The following is a 17,400-nucleotide window of genomic DNA, read 5'->3' as shown; positions in this document are numbered from 1 at the left end:
GGGGTTTTCATATGATTTTCTCGCCAAAAAAGGATGTTTTTTTTGATTTGTTATTTACCATTTCAGAGAACGTAAAAGAGGCTGCACAATATTTTGTGGAGTATAAAATTCATAATTTAAGCGATTTAAAAGAATTTGCGCGCGTTATGAAAGAGTATGAGCGGAAAGGTGACTCTTTCATTCATGAACTGGTTGTGGCATTAAATAAAACATTTATTACACCGATTGAGCGCGAAGATATTCACCAATTAGCGATGAAAATGGATGATGTACTGGATGGATTAGAACAATGTGCGGCTCGTTTAGAAATGTTTTCATTTACTGAGATTGATGATCATATGATTAAATTTTTTGATAATATTTACAAAAGTACGATTGAAATTGCCGATGCGTTAAAGTTATTGGCAAGCAAGAAGTTAATTGAGATGAGAAAACATGCGATTCAAATTAAAGATTTTGAATCAAAATGTGACGAAATTTTACGTGCATCGATTAAAAACTTATTTGTAACACAGAAAGATCCGATCAAATTGATTCAGTATAAAGAGCTATACGAAATGTTAGAAGAAATCGCGGACAGCTGTGAGGATGTTGCAAATACCATTGAAACGATTATTATGCGTAACGCGTAAAAGGAGACTGCACTTCATATGGATACAGTACTCACACTTACCGTTCTTATTGTTATTTTCGCGTTAGCGTTTGATTTTATTAATGGTTTCCACGACACAGCGAATGCAATTGCAACATCCGTTTCAACGAGAGCGTTAACACCGCGTCAAGCAATTATTCTTGCAGCAACGATGAACTTACTTGGAGCTTTGACTTTTACAGGTGTAGCCAAAACGATTACGAAGGATATTGTTGATCCGTTTACGTTAGAAAACGGTTCGATTGTGATTTTAGCGGCGTTAACAGCGGCCATTGTGTGGAATTTACTTACATGGTATTACGGGATTCCAAGTAGTTCGTCCCATGCACTGATTGGTTCAATTGCTGGAGCGGCAGTTTCGGCGGCTGGTTTCGATATTTTAAACTACAAAGGATTTTTGAAAATTTTAGAGTCACTAATTATCTCCCCATTCCTCGCGTTAGCAGTTGGATTTGTCATGATGACTCTTTTTCGCAGCTTATTTAAAAATGCTAACCTTTCTAGAACGACAAAAGGGTTCCGAATGTTCCAAGTCGTAACAGCAGCACTGCAAGCATATACACACGGAACAAACGACGCACAAAAGGCAATGGGGATTATTACGATGGCGTTGATTGCGGCCAATTATCATACTTCTACTGATATTCCTGAATGGGTACGACTTTCTGCAGCTATAGCGATGGGGCTTGGTACATCGGTAGGTGGATGGAAAATTATTAAAACCGTTGGTGGAAAAATTATGAAAATTCGTCCGGTCAACGGAGCTGCGGCGGATTTATCTTCTGCATTAATTATTTTTACCGCTACGACATTCCATTTACCAGTGAGTACTACGCATGTCATTTCGTCTGCCATCATGGGAGTTGGTGCGGCTCAACGCGTGAAAGGCGTAAAATGGGGCGTTGCTCAACGCATTGTTTTAACATGGATTATTACATTGCCTGTATCAGCGTTAATTGCTGGGTTTGTGTATCAAGTTTTTAAGTTATTTATCTAGTAAAAAAAGTGCATGCCAACGCATGCACTTTTTTTACTTGTGATACATTTGCGCAGACATCCCACTCTGCAAAACTTATCCTCTCTAACATGCAACATCGTGCTATCCTAAGCAAGATGATAAGAGGTCGATTTGTGAATGGATGAATAAATACGAGGCGAAATCGCGCCAGCTATAACAGATAAAATGAGATCTTTTGGTAGAGGCACGAGCATCCATCCCCATGCCATGCTGTAAGAAAAGCCTTTCGGTGCGGCTGCCCAAAATTTATAAGCAAAATACATCCAGTTTGTACCGACGATGTAGTTGATGACCATTCCTGCTAATGCAGCGACAATAAACCGAACCATTGAAGGATGGTTGCTTTTTTCAGTAATTAGCCCTGTTACGTAGGCAGAAAGGATAAATGATAAAATAAAGCCAAATGTTGGACTGACGATCGTTCCAAATCCGCCGGAAAACCGAGCGAATACAGGGGCACCAAAAAGTCCGATCAGCATGTAAATGATCATCGCTAAAGCACCTAAGCGGCGCCCTAAAATCGCCCCAGCGAGCACGCAGAAAAATGTTTGTAAGGTGATTGGTACTCCACCAATGACTAAAAACGGTGCCCATGATGTGATGTTTGCACCGATGGCCATTAATGCTGCGAACATACCTACGAGCGTGAAATCAAGGGCACGCCATTTTGGTTGAGTGGTTCCCATATGTAAACCTCCTATTTTTTATAGTTAACAAAATCGTATCGAACAATGAGGCAGATGTCAATTGGATTTTTCGGCAATACACATATTCAGTAAAGACAATGGAAACACTATAATGACTTTAGTATGAGGTTAGGTGAATAGTGATGGAATTCAATGATTACATTCGTGAAATTGAACGGGCCAGTAAAATGGGAGCGAATGAAGATATCATCCATGTAAGCAAAAATGACGACGGATATGATTTGAGAGACGCCAGCAATATCGGAGTAAAACAACCATTTGATGAAAACGATAATGCATAAACATAGTTAAGAGCTGTTCGGCAAGAGGCCAAACAGCTTGACACTAAAAGACGATCCAACGTAATCCAATAGCAAGGCGACAACAATCAAACGTACCGGACGGCGGAGATAATGTTATACGAATTCCGTCTGGATTAAAGTAAACATCGACTTTTGATTGAATCCCGAGCGACTGAATTGATTTTTGCACTTCTTTTGTTTTGCCTGCTTGGGCAGCCGACATGACATTTGACGCAAATGATTTGGAGCTTGCTAATTTTCCTAAAATGACGCTTGCATCCTTCATGAGCTTTTGTGCAGCAGTTGCTGATTGGCCAAACAATGTCGGGTCGACAGGCGGGTATTGTCGAGGCGGATACAGGGGAGGAAAAGCAGAATCATATATCATGAAAACCCCTCCTAATAAGCAATTTTCTATACTACTATATGTACAAAACAGGAAAAAGGAGCGAATTTCTTTCATAAACCGCTCTTTTTTTCTGTTTTTGGTAAAACTAACGATGCTTACTAAATCAATCGATTACGCCAGGTACAATATGAGTTAAGACGAATACATCGTTAGAAATCATTTGGTCAATTTTACAGCTTTGCTTCATTGAGAGTGCTGCTGCCGCAACTGCTGTTTCTAAACTAGTAGAATGAGTCCTTACGTACGTTGTTCTTGATAGGCTCTCTCTTTAAAAATGGTATGATTTTCTTATCCTCAATAGCATGCGCGTTTTGATAAAAAAGAGCAGGAAGAAATGCTTCCTGCTCTTTTTGTTTATCACATTAAATAACGGAGAAATAAATAAACATGAGATAGCAATAGGGAAATGATTGTCAAAGGAGCACCAATTTTCAAGAAATCCATATAACTAAAGCCATGTCCCTCACGTGAAGCGATTCCTGCAACAATGACATTAGCGGAAGCACCGATAATGGTACCATTTCCGCCCAAGCACGCACCAAGAGCCAATGCCCACCATAATACATCGATTTGTGGAGAATCGGGAGATAATCCCATTCCAATCACCATATCTTTAATCAGTGGAATCATCGTGGCCACGAATGGGATATTATCGATCGTGGCCGAAGCAAATCCGGATACCCAGAGAATAAAATATGCCGCAACAGAAATATTGCCATCAGTTACTTCTAACGCCCTTTCAGCAAGACTTTTAATTAAGCCAATGTCAACAAGCCCTCCGACTAATGTAAATAAGCCGGCAAAGAAGAAAATGGTAACCCATTCCACCGAGTGAAATATGTCCTCGATTTCATGCTCCTGTACGCCGATCATCATAAGCACGATTGCTGCCGTCATCGCAATGACAGCAGCATCCACATGAATGACAGAATGAAGAATAAACCCTAAGATGGTCAATGCTAATACCGATACGGATTTTTTCAGTAAAACCTCATCTTTTATATAATCCTTTTCATTAATTTTCATTAATTCGCTGATGAGTTGATGGTTAGATTTTAATTGTTTACGGTAAATAAAGGCGAGAATCGCTACCGTCACAAGTATAATGATGATAATAATCGGCGTTAAGTTTAATAAAAAGTCGTTAAAATCAAGATGCTTGTTCGCTGAGCCGATCATAATATTCGGCGGATCACCGATTAATGTTGCCGTTCCCCCGATATTGGAAAGCAATACTTCTGATATTAAATATGGAACAGGATTGACGTTTAAGATGCGTGTAATCGAAAACGTGACGGGAACAATTAATAATACCGTCGTTACATTATCAAGAAACGCTGATAAGACAGCGGTTAATAGAGATAAAATGACTAAAATGCGAATCGGCTTTCCTTTGGCCAGTTTCGCTGCCTTAATCGCGACATATTGGAAAAATCCTGATTTGCTTGTAATGCCGACAAGAATCATCATTCCGATGAGCAGAGTGATCGTTCCCCATTCGATATGATAGGTAAATGCTTTTTGTAAATCAACAATACCAAAAATAATCATCAGTGCAGCGCCAAGTAATGCAATGACAGCACGATTGATTTTTTCCGAAATGATAATGGCATATGTAATAAGAAAAATGGCAATGGCAGCATAATATTGAATGTTTGATATTTCGTTTGCTGCTGTTTCATGCAAGATCATTCACTCCTTTGCTGAAGCGTTAGGACGGTTAATTGATGGAATTTCCACATGACGGGCATTTCCATGACGGCTTTCCTTTTAAATTTCGAATATAAAAAGAAAATTGGCAATGCGGACAGGTAATTTCCGTTAAGCGGTCCACAAACAGTTTGTGTGATGGTTGCGCACGTACAGATGTATCAACGATTTCAACATGAATATCGTTACGCGATTCATCTTCGTCAATGATAAGTCCTTCCGCTTCTTCCTCTGTTCGCCACCCTTGGCCGATGAGGTGTTGTTATCATTGGCTATGGGAAGAATGGTGAAGGATTTCTTCCGCTAACTTCATATATTGTTCATTTGTTAAGGAAGTGAATGGGAGATCTGTTTTTTTGTTTTTCCAATATGCTTTTAACTGTTCCTCTGTAAAGATGAACGTTACAATTTTATGAATGACAACATTTCTCACTCTGGGTCCTCCCTTTTGACAAACGACATTTGGAACTATTATATTTGTTCTTTTGAATACTCAAACAAATGGGAGAAAACTGTTTACTTTCTCTCTATTAGAAACCCGTACTGTTTAAATACCTGCTTCGCTTCACGAGAGTATAAATACTTGATGAATTGTTGTGCTTCTTTTGTTTGAGAGGAGGAAGCGACAACTCCAGCATCATAAGCAATTTTGCGATTCAAAGAGTCAGGTGCTTTTGTGGTAATGAGAACGTTATCGGAAGAAAGGGCATCTGTTCGATATACAATCCCTGCATCAACATTTTCTGATTCGACGTAGGTTAATACTTGGCGAACGTCTTTGGCCAACACCAATTTCCCTTGAAGCTTCTCCCAAAGATGTGTCGATTGAAGCCATTGTTTTGCATACGCTCCTGCAGGAACCGTTTCAGGAATGCCGATTGCTATTGATTGAACGGCTGGGTTCGTCGTATCGGAAAGTGAATGAACCCCATTTTGGCGCTGTTTTGGAACAATGAGAACGAGCTCGTTGTATACGAGAGGCTCGTTTCTTTTAGATATGACGAGACGTTTTTCTTTTAGCTGGCGAAACGAAGTGGGATCGGCGGAAATAAATACATCCATAGGAGCGCCTTGTTCAATTTGCTTTTGCAATGTGCCAGATGAAGCAAAATTAAAGACAAGATGGGTCGCAGGATGTTTATTCTCATATTGCTTGCCAATCGATGTAAGAACATCTTTCATACTTGCGGCTGCTGCGACAGTTATCGTTACTTTTTTGTCAGGTGAATGAGTGCAACTAACAAGTAACAACACCATACATAAACAAGAAACCCATTTTTTTAACATAATTCTCCCCCTTATCGTAAATGTGCAAGAAGGCTCCCACTTTGACAGGTTCAGGGCGTGACGAATAAAAGTGGAAGATGAACAGCTTTTTGGAGTTCGATACAAATACATGTTCTGTAATAAAGATTGTTCCTTGAGAACGAAAGATGCAGGATTGCGATGGAAAAAGAACTGCCCGTCGCAATCCTGCCCGATCCGCGCCGTGTTAATCAAAAAGCAAAAACGAAACGATCATCGGCTTGTCGAGTCCGATGTACAAGATTTTCGCATTCAGACCGAGATGATCCGGCGAACCTGGTCAATTTTCTTTGGGAGATTACCCAAGAGTCTTCCATTTTGAAAGAAACGAAGTGAATGTGATGGTAATTCAAGCAATATTTATATCATTATAACGTATTCGCGAGGAAAGAACGACTTTTTTACTAGAAATGTGCATACTTTCATTCGCCCTTTTTTTATATTTTCTGAAAAAAGAAATAAAATAATGCTCTCTCATGATATAATAAAAATAATAATGTTATTCGCAAATGTATAAGAGGGAAGCGGAATGGAAAGGGAGAGGAGCATGTCAGAAGAACATCAATATTTATTTCTTGATTTCGAGTTTACCATGCCGGAAAGTAAAACGAAGCCAAGTGGGTTTTTTCCAGAAATTATTGAGGTTGGTCTTGTATCTGTGATGAATGACGAAGTGCATGATCAATTTTCTGCATATGTGAAACCGAACAAATTTCCGATTTTAACCGATAGGTGTAAAGTGTTTTTAAATATTACCCAAGAACAGGTCGATGAAGGAATCAGTTTTACTGAATTAGTAGCTTTGTTAAAGGAGTATGACCGCTTGTGCCCAAGTACAGTTGTTACGTGGGGGAATATGGACATGAAGGTGCTCAAGCACAATTGTTTGCAGGCTAATCTTCCATTTCCGTTTACAGGAGAGCATCGTGATTTAGCGATGGAATATAAATTGTTTTTTGGTAAACAAAATCAGACTGGATTGCGAAAAGCGGTGCAAGAATATGGAAACGAAGGTGTCGGTAAACCTCATTGTGCCTTGGATGATGCATTCACGACGTATAATATTTTTAAACTTGTTGAAAAAGATAAAAAGTATTTAGCAAAACCGAAACCGCCAACGATCGGGGAGAGAATTGATGTAAGTCAATTGTTAAAAAAGTTTGCTTTATAGTCAGCCAAGTCACTTGTTTAGTGGTTTGGCTCATTTATTTTTGGTATAATAAAAATTAATTCAGATTTTTATGAATGAAAGGTTGGCGAAACTATGCCGTTTTATTATATATTAAACTTATTTTTATATTTTCCAGAGGATAAAAGAGAATATATTCCTGCAGCGATTACGTGTACAATCTTTTTAATTGCGGCGATTTTAACGATGCGGCTCATTATCAAAGTTTCGAAGTATCAAGAGGAAAAAGCAAAGCAATTGGAAGAACGGTTAAAACGAGAGAACATGATTCATAGTGAAAAATAATCGTTTAGAAAGGCCTCTCTTTGGCAATACTAAGTGAAAAAATATATTGCTGGAGGGGTTTTGTTTTGTGTTAAAAAAAATAGTTTCTATTTTTGCAATCATTGCTTTTATCAGCGGCTGTCAAGAGTCCGCGCCGACTAAAAAGGAAGTTAACATGATCAATAGTGCGGGAGATTCGTTAGGAACAGTGAAATTATCGGAACAGCCGGAAGGAGTGAAATTTACGCTTGATTTAGAAGGGCTTCCTCCGGGAGAACATGCAATTCATATTCACGAAAAAGCGCTTTGCAAAAAGCCTGATTTTCAATCAGCTGGTGATCACTATAATCCTGATGGGAAAAAACATGGCTTGCTCCATCCGGAGGGGGCGCATGCTGGCGACTTGCCGAACATCATTGTGAAAGAAGATGGGACGGTCAAAGCGGAATTTATAGCTCCAGATGTCACGCTGAAGGAAGGAAAGGGAACATTATTAACGAAAGACGGAACATCGCTTGTGATTCATGCAGGGAAAGATGATGGAATGACACAACCAGCAGGAGATGCCGGTGGGCGCATTGCTTGTGGTGAAATTAAAAATTCAAAATAAAGAAAGAAGGCTCGATATTACGATAAAAGAGAGCCTTCTTTTTTTGCTACAAGCCTTCAAAAGCGATGGAGATCCGGTGTAGGGCATCTTCTAATGTTTGACGTGCGCAGGCGACGTTCAGGCGGATAAAGCCGCGACCTTCTTCGCCGAATTTGCTGCCTAGATCGACGGCGATTTTTCCTTTATGCAAAAGGAGCTGCTTTAGTTGTTGTTCTGTTTTTTCGAGGCGGCGGCAATCAATCCAAACGAGGTAAGAGGCTTCTGGGCGAATGACATTGAGTTTCGGTAAGTGTTTTTCGAAAAACAAAGAAGTATTGTCGATATTTTGTTGAAGATACGATAAAAGCGCATCAAGCCACTCAGCACCATAGCGGTACGCTGCTTCTGCTCCAACAACGGCAAACGTATTTAACGTGAAAAAACCTTGCCGGTGCTGTGCTGCCTCAAATTGCTTTTTTAATGTTTCGCTCGGAATGATAATCACCGCTGCCTGCAGTCCGGCTAGGTTAAACGTTTTTGTCGGCGCTATACACGTCACGCTTATTTCGGCAAATGTCTCATTGATGGAAGCGAATGGTGTATGCTGATGTGGCGGTAATGTTAAATCAGCATGTATTTCATCAGATATGACAATGACATTGTGTTCCACGCAGAGAGTTCCTAATCTCGTTAGTTCCTCTTTCGTCCATACTCGCCCTCCGGGATTATGCGGACTGCATAGGATCAATGCTTTGGCATTTTTAATTTTTTCGTGTAAATCGTCCCAATCGATTTCATACTTTTTATCCGTAAGTCGGAGTGAGCTGGTAACAAGTTCCCGTCCGTTTTTTTTTACAAGTTGAAACAAAGGAGGATAAACCGGTGTAAGGACAACAATTCGGTCGTTGGGAGAAGTGAATGCTTCGATCGCTGTCGCTAAAGCGGGAACGACACCCGTCGAAAATGATATCCACTTACTATCGATCATCCACTGATGTCTTTTTTGCAGCCAACTGCTCAGCGCTTCTTTTAACGAAGAGGGAATGGTTGTGTAGCCAAAAACACCATGTTTGATTCGTTCAGATAGAGCCTCTATGACAGGCAACGGAGCTTGGAAATCCATATCAGCTATCCACATCGGCAATACGTCTTTGGCTCCAAAAAAACGTTCTGTTCCATCCCATTTAACAGAGTGCGTATTTCGCCGTTCAATTACTTCATCGAAGCAGTACATTCTGTTTCCTCTCCCTTCTTTTTTGGCTTATAATTTTTGTATGTTTCATCAATTTCGCTACGAAAGGTGGTCGACAACCATGGACATGCAACAAGTAAATCAAATGCTCGTTCGTATCATTCAGCGTTGGGATCCGCTCGGTTATGGTTGTGACGCGTATGAGACGGAAGCTGTTGACGTACTACAGGCTGTTCATGAATATGATGAGCTCTATCCGTTGGCTAAAAAAATTCAAGCTATTTATGAATTCTCTTTCGAGGAAGTAATTCCTTTGGAACAATGCATGAAAATCGCAAAACAGCTATTAGAACTAAAGCAAGCTGCTTCCTGTCAGCTTCCATGAAATTCACCCATAAACTGAATCATTTGGCGATAGACGTCATCCGGTTTTTCTTCGGGAAGAAGATGACCTGTGTTTGGAAATGAAATGAATTGGGAATTGCGTAAATCTTGGTGTAATCTTTTTCCAATTTTGATCGGAACGACACGGTCATTTTCCCCCCACAGAAGCAAAGTCGGAATATCGATTTTTTGCAAGTCAGTCGATAACAAATCTCCTTCGCGATGGCGAATAAATCGAATAAGTGCCTTAAATATTCGTTCATCGTAAAAAGGCTGTTCATATCCTTTTTTCATTTCATCATCGATGAGCGAATGGTTATAAACGACTTGCAGCAAGTTTTTTTCGACTCCTTGTTCGTAAAGTCGGCGTTTCACATATAAATGGAAATACGGAATATAAGTAGAAAATAGAAGCGATTTTCCGACTCGTTTCATATAACCCGAGCTGCAAAGTAAAATGATTTGTTTCACGATCTGAGGCTGCATTCGCGCGATGTATAAACAAATTTGTCCGCCCATCGAATGTCCGGCGAGCGTGCATTTTCTAATTTGTAAATGATGGAGCAAATCAATGACAAGTTGGGCAAGATTTTTGTACGTGTAACGAAACCGCGTAGATTTTTCGCTTTTTCCAAACGGTGGCAAGTCTATGGCGATGATCGAAAAATCGTTCATTAATAGCGGGATTAGCCGGCGATAGCTAAAGGCAGAAGACAGAAATCCATGCAACAAAACGATTACTGGACGCTGTTCATGAAAGTTATATAATTCATAATAAATGTTCACTTCGCGGATACGGACGGTTTGAGCGTTCGTGAGTGCGATTGACATTTTTTACACCTCCTGCTTCGTGTTATGGTTACTATGGGAATGTTGTACCAACGTATATAGAGTTGAAGCTGAAAAGCTGCATGTTTACTGGTAAGGCGGGTGAGATACCGCCATTTTTTCTTATTGTAACCTAATTGTATCTTTTGTAATTTTTTTCGTGCAAATGGGTCGATTTTATGTGAAAATCTTGGTAGGGAGGGATGGAGATGAAGCTAACAGAAAAAGAATTAGAAATCGTCGAAATATTAGAAAAAAACGCGCGTATCCCGCTGGATACGTTAGCAAAAATGGCGTCATTGTCGCTTGAGGAGACAGCGGACATTTTGAAGAAACTTGAGGAAATGAAAGTGATTGTCCAATATGCTGCCATTGTCGATTGGCGGAAAGTTGATGGACATGAAGGTGTAACGGCGATGATCGATGTAAAAGTGACACCGAAGAGAGGTGTCGGCTTTGATGAAGTGGCGGAGCGAATTTACCGCTTCCCGGAAGTAAAGTCTGTTTACTTAATGTCAGGGGCGTATGACTTATCCGTCATCATCGAAGGGCGTTCAATGTCAGAGGTGGCCCAATTTGTCTCTGAAAAATTGTCAACGCTCGATTCCGTCATTTCAACGACAACGCATTTCATTTTGAAAAAATATAAACACGATGGTACGGTGTTTGATCAAGGAGAACAAGATCGGCGTATCGTGGTGGCACCATGATGCACGGCACGAAAACGTATTTGTCGGAAACAGCTACCCGTCTTAAGCCATCTGGTATTCGGCGTTTCTTTGATTTAGCAGCAAGCATGGAAGGGGTTATTTCATTAGGAGTTGGAGAACCGGATTTTATCACATCATGGAGTGTTCGGGAAGCATGTATTCTATCGCTCGAACAAGGTTATACGTCCTATACAGCGAATGCAGGATTATTAGAACTGCGGCAAGAAATTGCGGCCTATTTGTCCCGAAAATTTCAAGTCCAGTATGCTCCGGAAACAGAAATCATTGTAACAGTCGGAGCGAGTCAAGCACTTGATTTAGCATTGCGGACCATCGTCAATCAAGGTGATGAGGTCATTGTTGTTGAGCCGAGTTTCGTTTCATATGGCCCGCTTGTGGAACTGGCTGGTGGCGTACCTGTTCCGCTTGAAACGAGGGGGGCAGATGAATTTAAGATTCAGCCAGAACAGATTGAATCCGTTATTACGAGTCGAACAAAAGCCCTTATGCTTTGTTCTCCGAATAACCCGACAGGAACGGTCTTACACAAAGAAGAGCTTGAGGCGATTGCGCGTATTGTGAAAAAGCATGACTTGCTTGTCATTTCCGATGAAATTTACGCAGAATTGACGTATGACGAACCGTATACGAGTTTTCCGGCCATTGAAGACATGCGTGAACGAACGATCTTAGTATCCGGCTTTTCCAAAGGGTTTGCGATGACAGGCTGGCGTCTTGGCTTTGCAGCAGCCTCTTCCACAATTTTACAGGTGATGTTAAAAATCCACCAATATACGATGATGTGTGCTCCAACAATGGCTCAATACGCGGCAATTGAAGCTCTAAAACATGGTGAACAAGATGTGGAAGAAATGAAAAAAAGCTATCGGCGCCGGCGCAACTATTTTGTACAATCATTAAATGAACTAGGCTTGCGCTGTCATCTACCGGGAGGAGCCTTTTATGCGTTTCCATCTATTCAGTCGACCGGGTTGACGTCCGAACAGTTTGCCGAACAGCTGTTGCTTGAAGAAAGAGTCGCTGTCGTTCCGGGAAATGTGTTTGGCGCAAGCGGAGAAGGATATATCCGTTGCTCATACGCTTCTTCGCTCGAGCAACTGCAAGAAGCGATCAAACGAATGAGACGATTTTTGTCTCGCTTATAACTTCTTGTTCCGCCACCGTTTTCAAAGCGTGGCGGAACAATAAAAATAAAAAAGACAAATCCCTGTTTGGGAATTTGTCGATCGGTGATAAAAATGGGAAAACGAATCGTTTGCTATATGAATGCCCGTGTGTTTTAGAAATAAAACAATAAAACAAATTAGGATTTGTTATATTTAATGTCGTATAGCATTTGCATCACTCGCAAAAAATCTTCCTCGCTAAATTCCTTTGCTTTCCGCAAAATTAACTTCGCCCTTTTTACTCCAATCTCCTTAATTAAATGCTCAATTTCTGGATCGATTTCTGATGAATTGTACATTTCCCTTTCCATTAATTCAGAAGCAGGGACATCTAGTGCAGTAGAGAGTTTTAGAATGGTTTGTGTGTCAGGAATTTGTTCCCCGGACTCGTACTTTTGAATAGTGGCTGTTCCAACACGCACCTTTAGCGCCAATTCTTGTTGAGTCATCTTTCGTTGCTCGCGATACATTTTAATATTTTCACCAATTGTGCTCATCTCTTTGTCCTCCTTCCCTTTCCTTTATCCCCATCATACCATTTTTTATTCGTGATGATATGGAAATTACATCCATTTTACAGATAGAAAAAGGAATGTTACTCAATTTGTCGAATTTGTCATATCGCTTCTGTTTTTGATTCAAAAGATGAACAATGATATAATGTAAAATTGCATATCCAAAAGTATCCAAATTTAATGAAATAGGAGTGTTTCGCTTGTCAAAAATTGAAGTAGGACGTATTGTCAAAGGGAAAGTAACAGGCATTCAGCCGTATGGTGCCTTTGTTGCCCTTGATGGAGAAATACAAGGGCTTGTTCATATTTCTGAGATTTCACGTGAGTTTGTAAGAGATATTCATGATTATGTCAAAGTAGGAGATGAAGTGACGGTGAAAGTGCTTGCTGTTGACAAAGAAGCAAAACGTGCGAGCCTTTCAATGAGGGCTGTTGAGACAACGGAATCTTCTCAGAAAGGAAAACGGCAAGCAAAAGTAAAAGCAGCACTTGAAACAGCAACGGGATTTCACATATTGAGAGAAAAGCTTCAAGAATGGATTGAACAATCAAAACGGGAAGATTTGCTCAATAAATAAAATGAACACTCACCGAATGAGGTGAGTGTTAGACGTTTTTGTCCTGTTCAGCCCCTGTTGTTTTTATGTGCGAGAAGTTTTTGGTTCTGTACGTCCTAGTTCTTCGGCTGGCTTGAACAGAAGTGCAAGGTTAATTAATCCGGCAATACCAATAAGGCCGTAAATAATCCGAGATAAAGCGGCATCTTGTCCGCCAAAAATGGCTGCTACTAAATCGAATTGGAAGAAGCCTATTAAACCCCAGTTAATCGCACCGATAATCGTAAGTAATAGTGCAAAGCGTTGAAGTGCACCCATAAATAGATCCCTCCTTAATTTTGAATCGTTCGCTTATAGATTGCATAATCAATGCTAAAAATATGCATTGCTTCTTGAAAATCGAATTACTTTACAGGAGAAGGAAAAAGCATCCATAATAAAAAGAAAGGAGGTTTAGTACATATGCAAAATTTTATTTTTCGCAATCCGACAAAATTAATTTTTGGAAAAGGCCAAATTGAGCAACTGAAACAAGAGCTTCCGCAATATGGGAAAAAAGTGTTGTTTGTATATGGTGGAGGAAGCATTAAACGAAATGGTTTATATGACGAGGTTATCAACATTTTGCGGGAATTGAACGCTGAAGTATTTGAACTTCCGGGAGTTGAACCGAATCCGCGTCTGTCTACGGTACGTAAAGGGATAGAGATCTGCAAAAGAGACAATATCGAATTTTTATTAGCTGTTGGCGGCGGTAGTGTCATTGACTGTACAAAAGCAATTGCTGCAGGAGCGAAATATGATGGGGACCCATGGGATTTCATTACGAAGAAAACGACGGTAACGGAGGCGCTGCCATTTGGTACGATTTTAACCTTAGCTGCCACTGGCTCTGAAATGAATTCTAGTTCCGTCATTACGAACTGGGAAACGAAAGAAAAATACGGATGGAGCAGCCCAGTGACGTTCCCGCAATTCTCAATTTTAGATCCGACTTATACGTTGACCGTACCAAAAGATCATACGATTTATGGCATCGTGGACATGATGTCGCACGTATTTGAACAATATTTCCATCAAGCAACGAATACACCGCTGCAAGATCGTATGTGTGAAGCCGTATTGCGCACGGTGATGGAAGCAGCACCAAAGCTTGTGAGCGACTTAGAAAATTATGAATTACGTGAAACGATTTTGTATAGTGGAACGATTGCATTAAATGGTTTCTTACAAATGGGAGTACAGGGAGACTGGGCGACACATAACATCGAACATGCTGTTTCCGCTGTCTATGATATTCCTCATGCCGGAGGATTGGCGATTTTATTCCCAAACTGGATGAAGCATGTGCTCGACGAAAATGTTGGCCGCTTTAAACAATTAGCTGTTCGCGTCTTTGATGTAAATCCAGATGGAAAATCAGACCGTGAAGTTGCTTTAGAAGGAATTGAAAAGTTGCGTGAGTTTTGGGCAAGTCTTGGTGCGCCTTCTCGATTAGCTGATTACGGAATCGGTGAAGAAAATCTTGAATTAATGGCAGATAAAGCGATGGCACGTGGTGAATTTGGTAAGTTCAAAAAGTTAAACCGAGACGATGTGTTAGCGATTTTACGCGCATCGCTTTAATAAAACAGGGCTACCGTCAACGATGGGCGGTTCCCTTTTTTATATTTCGCGGCACTTTTTTCTAAAAATGTCACAAATGAATCCGCTTACAATGTGCCGGCTAACTTGATTATCGAAGCTTGTTTCGCTAAAGTGTAAGAAGGTAAAACATTTTTCGTTTGGAGGAACGAGTGTATGACACATATTCGTTTTGATTATTCAAAGGCATTGTCTTTCTTTGGAGAACATGAGCTTACATATTTGCGTGACGCTGTGAAGGTAGCCCATCATTCATTGCATGAAAAAACAGGGGCAGGAAATGACTTTTTAGGATGGATTGATCTTCCTGTTGCTTACGACCGTGAAGAGTTTGCCCGCATTCAAAAAGCGGCAGCAAAAATTCAATCGGATTCCGATGTACTGCTTGTCATCGGTATCGGTGGCTCTTATTTAGGAGCGCGCGCGGCGATTGAAATGCTTCAGCACTCTTTCTATAACGCGCTTCCAAAAGAAAAGCGGAAAACACCGCAAATTATCTTTGTCGGCAATAACATTAGCTCCACATACATGAAAGATGTAATGGATTTGCTGGAGGGTAAAGATTTTTCCATTAACGTCATTTCGAAATCAGGAACAACGACAGAGCCTGCGATTGCGTTCCGTATTTTCCGCAAGCTTATTGAAGAAAAGTATGGAAAAGAAGAAGCACGCAAACGCATTTATGCGACAACTGACCGTGCGCGCGGGGCATTAAAAACGCTAGCGACGGAAGAAGGATACGAAACATTTATCATTCCGGATGATGTCGGTGGTCGTTACTCTGTGTTAACAGCGGTTGGCTTGCTTCCAATTGCCGTAAGCGGAGCGAACATTGAAGAAATGATGAGAGGGGCCGCCCAAGCACGTGAAGATTTCAGTAAATCCGAGCTTGAAGAAAATGCGGCTTATCAATACGCAGCGGTTCGTAACATTCTTTACAATAAAGGGAAAACGATTGAAATGTTAATTAACTACGAACCAGCGTTACAGTATTTTGCAGAATGGTGGAAGCAATTATTTGGAGAAAGTGAAGGAAAAGACCAAAAAGGTATTTTCCCGGCATCTGCGAACTTTTCAACAGATCTTCACTCACTCGGTCAATATATTCAAGAAGGTCGACGCGATTTATTCGAAACGGTATTAAAAGTAGAAAAACCGCGTCATGACTTAGTGATTGAGGCCGAAGAAAGCGACTTAGACGGATTGAATTACTTAGCTGGTCAAACAGTTGATTTTGTCAATACAAAAGCATTTGAAGGGACGTTATTAGCGCATACGGACGGCAATGTACCGAACTTAGTCGTTACGCTTCCTGAATTAAATGAATATACATTTGGCTACCTTGTCTATTTCTTTGAAAAAGCATGTGCGATGAGCGGCTATTTGTTAGGCGTCAATCCGTTTGACCAACCGGGCGTTGAGGCATACAAAGTCAACATGTTTGCGCTTCTTGGAAAACCAGGCTATGAAGAGAAAAAAGCAGAGCTTGAAAAACGCTTGAAATAACGATATTTTTCAGTAAAATACTGACTAAAAATCATTCTTTTCTCGGAGTACAAAAATAGCTTTTGACCACATTTTTTCAAGAGCTGTTAGACATGTACTCCGAGAATTTTTTTGGGTTTATTATTGAACTAGTTTCATGTCCAAAATCATGTTGGATTGGTTCAAGTGGTATACCACCTTTAGACTCAGTACAACAAATGTGTGACACCAATCGTGAATGCGGATATCGGGCACGCTTGCTTTCTTTTTAATTCTTTCAAATGCTTTATGGAGTGTGCGGTCCTTTAGCTTTGAGCCATATGATTTACAAAAAAACGAAGTTAAGATTCGAATAGGCGGAACGGAATTTCATTTTGTTTTTTCATTTGATCTAGCCGAAATTTTTAAATCTGCAGCTAATGAATGGGCCCAAATCGATCGTTCTCTTAGAAGTTTTTGTTTTTTAGGCGGATCAAAAGATCCCTCATTTTTTCGGTGATACGTTCATGTTTTATTAATGTTAATTCAAAATCGATGTCTTCTCGATGTAATGTTATCGCTTTACCTTTAACTATTTGGTATAGATGAACGTTGCGAAAAAGTAATATCGTTTTGTCTGTTTCGATAATCGTTTTTAAAAACCTTTGTACATGTTCTTTTTCTCAGTAGTAAATGTCATTCGAATTTTTCTGGTTCATTTTTTTATAACAATATTTGAGCAAGGAGTTTTTCAAAAATTCCTGATTCAACAGCATCTTTCATGGCGCTATTGAA

General features: G+C 40.2%; 21 protein-coding genes. 12 read left to right on the top strand and 9 right to left on the bottom strand.

The window, feature by feature from the left end:
• The first annotated feature begins 11 nt into the window (after nt 1-11).
• Nucleotides 12-632, top strand: a complete 621-nt coding sequence (locus ISX45_RS13130) for a DUF47 domain-containing protein (protein WP_181556404.1) — start codon at nt 12-14, stop codon at nt 630-632.
• A gap of 18 nt (nt 633-650) precedes the next feature.
• Nucleotides 651-1,649 carry an inorganic phosphate transporter gene (locus ISX45_RS13125; protein WP_181556403.1) on the top strand — a complete coding sequence of 333 codons (999 nt, stop codon included), beginning with the start codon at nt 651-653 and terminating at the stop codon, nt 1,647-1,649.
• Nucleotides 1,650-1,756: 107 nt separating this feature from the next.
• Here ISX45_RS13125 and ISX45_RS13120 read toward each other — a convergent pair whose 3' ends face one another.
• Complete coding sequence (locus ISX45_RS13120; RefSeq protein WP_194519154.1) at nt 1,757-2,356, bottom strand: biotin transporter BioY; 600 nt, start codon at nt 2,354-2,356, stop codon at nt 1,757-1,759.
• A gap of 143 nt (nt 2,357-2,499) precedes the next feature.
• Between ISX45_RS13120 and ISX45_RS13115 the strand changes: the two genes are divergently transcribed.
• Nucleotides 2,500-2,658 (top strand): hypothetical protein, encoded by a 159-nt coding sequence (locus tag ISX45_RS13115; RefSeq protein WP_181556401.1) that lies wholly within the window; start codon nt 2,500-2,502, stop codon nt 2,656-2,658.
• Nucleotides 2,659-2,701: 43 nt separating this feature from the next.
• Here the strand turns inward: ISX45_RS13115 and ISX45_RS13110 are convergent, their stop codons facing one another.
• The 4 genes from ISX45_RS13110 to modA all read right to left on the bottom strand — a co-directional run bounded on the left by ISX45_RS13110 (nt 2,702) and on the right by modA (nt 6,064).
• Nucleotides 2,702-3,046, bottom strand: a complete 345-nt coding sequence (locus tag ISX45_RS13110; RefSeq protein ID WP_181556400.1) for a YuzC family spore coat inner layer protein — start codon at nt 3,044-3,046, stop codon at nt 2,702-2,704.
• 378 nt (nt 3,047-3,424) lie between these two features.
• Nucleotides 3,425-4,759 (bottom strand): ArsB/NhaD family transporter, encoded by a 1,335-nt coding sequence (locus ISX45_RS13105; RefSeq protein ID WP_194519153.1) that lies wholly within the window; start codon nt 4,757-4,759, stop codon nt 3,425-3,427.
• A 283-nt stretch (nt 4,760-5,042) separates the two neighbouring features.
• The gene (locus ISX45_RS20090; protein ID WP_306465174.1) at nt 5,043-5,210 is read right to left on the bottom strand and encodes a hypothetical protein; all 168 of its coding nucleotides are present in this window, start codon (nt 5,208-5,210) and stop codon (nt 5,043-5,045) included.
• An 83-nt stretch (nt 5,211-5,293) separates the two neighbouring features.
• On the bottom strand, nt 5,294-6,064 hold the full coding sequence (modA, locus tag ISX45_RS13095; RefSeq protein ID WP_228485549.1) for a molybdate ABC transporter substrate-binding protein: 771 nt from the start codon (nt 6,062-6,064) through the stop codon (nt 5,294-5,296).
• Between the two features lie 565 nt (nt 6,065-6,629).
• Here modA and kapD point away from each other — a divergent pair.
• The 3 genes from kapD to ISX45_RS13080 all read left to right on the top strand — a co-directional run bounded on the left by kapD (nt 6,630) and on the right by ISX45_RS13080 (nt 8,145).
• On the top strand, nt 6,630-7,253 hold the full coding sequence (kapD, locus tag ISX45_RS13090; protein WP_181556398.1) for a 3'-5' exonuclease KapD: 624 nt from the start codon (nt 6,630-6,632) through the stop codon (nt 7,251-7,253).
• Nucleotides 7,254-7,346: 93 nt separating this feature from the next.
• Nucleotides 7,347-7,556 carry a hypothetical protein gene (locus ISX45_RS13085; protein WP_194519152.1) on the top strand — a complete coding sequence of 70 codons (210 nt, stop codon included), beginning with the start codon at nt 7,347-7,349 and terminating at the stop codon, nt 7,554-7,556.
• Between the two features lie 88 nt (nt 7,557-7,644).
• Entirely contained in the window at nt 7,645-8,145 is a 501-nt protein-coding gene (locus ISX45_RS13080; protein ID WP_373367396.1) for a superoxide dismutase family protein, read from the top strand.
• A 46-nt stretch (nt 8,146-8,191) separates the two neighbouring features.
• Here ISX45_RS13080 and ISX45_RS13075 read toward each other — a convergent pair whose 3' ends face one another.
• The gene (locus ISX45_RS13075; RefSeq protein ID WP_194519151.1) at nt 8,192-9,358 is read right to left on the bottom strand and encodes a MalY/PatB family protein; all 1,167 of its coding nucleotides are present in this window, start codon (nt 9,356-9,358) and stop codon (nt 8,192-8,194) included.
• A 79-nt stretch (nt 9,359-9,437) separates the two neighbouring features.
• Between ISX45_RS13075 and ISX45_RS13070 the strand changes: the two genes are divergently transcribed.
• A complete protein-coding gene (locus ISX45_RS13070) occupies nt 9,438-9,701 on the top strand; it encodes a DUF1871 family protein (protein ID WP_181556395.1) in 264 nt (87 codons plus the stop codon).
• Here ISX45_RS13070 and ISX45_RS13065 read toward each other — a convergent pair.
• Nucleotides 9,689-10,531, bottom strand: a complete 843-nt coding sequence (locus ISX45_RS13065) for an alpha/beta fold hydrolase (RefSeq protein WP_194519150.1) — start codon at nt 10,529-10,531, stop codon at nt 9,689-9,691. The genes ISX45_RS13070 and ISX45_RS13065 overlap by 13 nt on opposite strands.
• Nucleotides 10,532-10,737: 206 nt before the next feature.
• On the opposite strand from ISX45_RS13065, the gene ISX45_RS13060 reads away from it, so the two are divergent.
• Nucleotides 10,738-11,238 (top strand): Lrp/AsnC family transcriptional regulator, encoded by a 501-nt coding sequence (locus ISX45_RS13060; protein ID WP_181556393.1) that lies wholly within the window; start codon nt 10,738-10,740, stop codon nt 11,236-11,238.
• A complete protein-coding gene (locus tag ISX45_RS13055) occupies nt 11,238-12,404 on the top strand; it encodes an aminotransferase (protein WP_194520706.1) in 1,167 nt (388 codons plus the stop codon). Before ISX45_RS13060 ends, ISX45_RS13055 begins: the two co-directional genes overlap by 1 nt.
• 158 nt (nt 12,405-12,562) lie before the next feature.
• Here the strand turns inward: ISX45_RS13055 and ISX45_RS13050 are convergent, their stop codons facing one another.
• A complete protein-coding gene (locus ISX45_RS13050; protein ID WP_181556391.1) occupies nt 12,563-12,922 on the bottom strand; it encodes a helix-turn-helix domain-containing protein in 360 nt (119 codons plus the stop codon).
• Nucleotides 12,923-13,140: 218 nt separating this feature from the next.
• Between ISX45_RS13050 and yugI the strand changes: the two genes are divergently transcribed.
• Nucleotides 13,141-13,518, top strand: coding sequence for a S1 domain-containing post-transcriptional regulator GSP13 (gene yugI / locus ISX45_RS13045; RefSeq protein WP_181556390.1), 378 nt, complete (start codon nt 13,141-13,143; stop codon nt 13,516-13,518).
• Between the two features lie 63 nt (nt 13,519-13,581).
• Here yugI and ISX45_RS13040 read toward each other — a convergent pair whose 3' ends face one another.
• The gene (locus ISX45_RS13040; protein WP_181556389.1) at nt 13,582-13,815 is read right to left on the bottom strand and encodes a DUF378 domain-containing protein; all 234 of its coding nucleotides are present in this window, start codon (nt 13,813-13,815) and stop codon (nt 13,582-13,584) included.
• A 144-nt stretch (nt 13,816-13,959) separates the two neighbouring features.
• On the opposite strand from ISX45_RS13040, the gene ISX45_RS13035 reads away from it, so the two are divergent.
• Both ISX45_RS13035 and ISX45_RS13030 read left to right on the top strand, forming a co-directional pair.
• Complete coding sequence (locus ISX45_RS13035; RefSeq protein WP_181556388.1) at nt 13,960-15,123, top strand: iron-containing alcohol dehydrogenase; 1,164 nt, start codon at nt 13,960-13,962, stop codon at nt 15,121-15,123.
• Nucleotides 15,124-15,297: 174 nt separating this feature from the next.
• Nucleotides 15,298-16,647 carry a glucose-6-phosphate isomerase gene (locus ISX45_RS13030; RefSeq protein WP_181556387.1) on the top strand — a complete coding sequence of 450 codons (1,350 nt, stop codon included), beginning with the start codon at nt 15,298-15,300 and terminating at the stop codon, nt 16,645-16,647.
• Nucleotides 16,648-17,400: the final 753 nt, after the last annotated feature.

Origin of the sequence: Thermaerobacillus caldiproteolyticus (assembly GCF_015326725.1) — a bacterium.
GTDB classification, from domain to species: domain Bacteria; phylum Bacillota; class Bacilli; order Bacillales; family Anoxybacillaceae; genus Thermaerobacillus; species Thermaerobacillus caldiproteolyticus.
This window is presented reverse-complemented; position numbering and strand designations above follow the sequence as displayed.

Excerpts from the sequence above, each read along its gene's own strand:
- ISX45_RS13035 (WP_181556388.1), top strand. The coding sequence starts at position 13,960 with ATGCAAAATTTTATTTTTCGCAATCCGACAAAATTAATTTTTGGAAAA.
- ISX45_RS13075 (WP_194519151.1), bottom strand. The coding sequence starts at position 9,358 with ATGTACTGCTTCGATGAAGTAATTGAACGGCGAAATACGCACTCTGTT.
- ISX45_RS13065 (WP_194519150.1), bottom strand. The coding sequence starts at position 10,531 with ATGTCAATCGCACTCACGAACGCTCAAACCGTCCGTATCCGCGAAGTG.
- ISX45_RS13055 (WP_194520706.1), top strand. The coding sequence starts at position 11,238 with ATGCACGGCACGAAAACGTATTTGTCGGAAACAGCTACCCGTCTTAAG.
- ISX45_RS13105 (WP_194519153.1), bottom strand. The coding sequence starts at position 4,759 with ATGATCTTGCATGAAACAGCAGCAAACGAAATATCAAACATTCAATAT.
- ISX45_RS13040 (WP_181556389.1), bottom strand. The coding sequence starts at position 13,815 with ATGGGTGCACTTCAACGCTTTGCACTATTACTTACGATTATCGGTGCG.
- kapD (WP_181556398.1), top strand. The coding sequence starts at position 6,630 with ATGTCAGAAGAACATCAATATTTATTTCTTGATTTCGAGTTTACCATG.
- ISX45_RS13115 (WP_181556401.1), top strand. The coding sequence starts at position 2,500 with ATGGAATTCAATGATTACATTCGTGAAATTGAACGGGCCAGTAAAATG.
- ISX45_RS13110 (WP_181556400.1), bottom strand. The coding sequence starts at position 3,046 with ATGATATATGATTCTGCTTTTCCTCCCCTGTATCCGCCTCGACAATAC.
- modA (WP_228485549.1), bottom strand. The coding sequence starts at position 6,064 with ATGTTAAAAAAATGGGTTTCTTGTTTATGTATGGTGTTGTTACTTGTT.
- ISX45_RS13070 (WP_181556395.1), top strand. The coding sequence starts at position 9,438 with ATGGACATGCAACAAGTAAATCAAATGCTCGTTCGTATCATTCAGCGT.
- ISX45_RS13030 (WP_181556387.1), top strand. The coding sequence starts at position 15,298 with ATGACACATATTCGTTTTGATTATTCAAAGGCATTGTCTTTCTTTGGA.
- ISX45_RS13125 (WP_181556403.1), top strand. The coding sequence starts at position 651 with ATGGATACAGTACTCACACTTACCGTTCTTATTGTTATTTTCGCGTTA.
- ISX45_RS13050 (WP_181556391.1), bottom strand. The coding sequence starts at position 12,922 with ATGAGCACAATTGGTGAAAATATTAAAATGTATCGCGAGCAACGAAAG.
- ISX45_RS13130 (WP_181556404.1), top strand. The coding sequence starts at position 12 with ATGATTTTCTCGCCAAAAAAGGATGTTTTTTTTGATTTGTTATTTACC.
- ISX45_RS13085 (WP_194519152.1), top strand. The coding sequence starts at position 7,347 with ATGCCGTTTTATTATATATTAAACTTATTTTTATATTTTCCAGAGGAT.
- ISX45_RS13060 (WP_181556393.1), top strand. The coding sequence starts at position 10,738 with ATGAAGCTAACAGAAAAAGAATTAGAAATCGTCGAAATATTAGAAAAA.
- ISX45_RS13120 (WP_194519154.1), bottom strand. The coding sequence starts at position 2,356 with ATGGGAACCACTCAACCAAAATGGCGTGCCCTTGATTTCACGCTCGTA.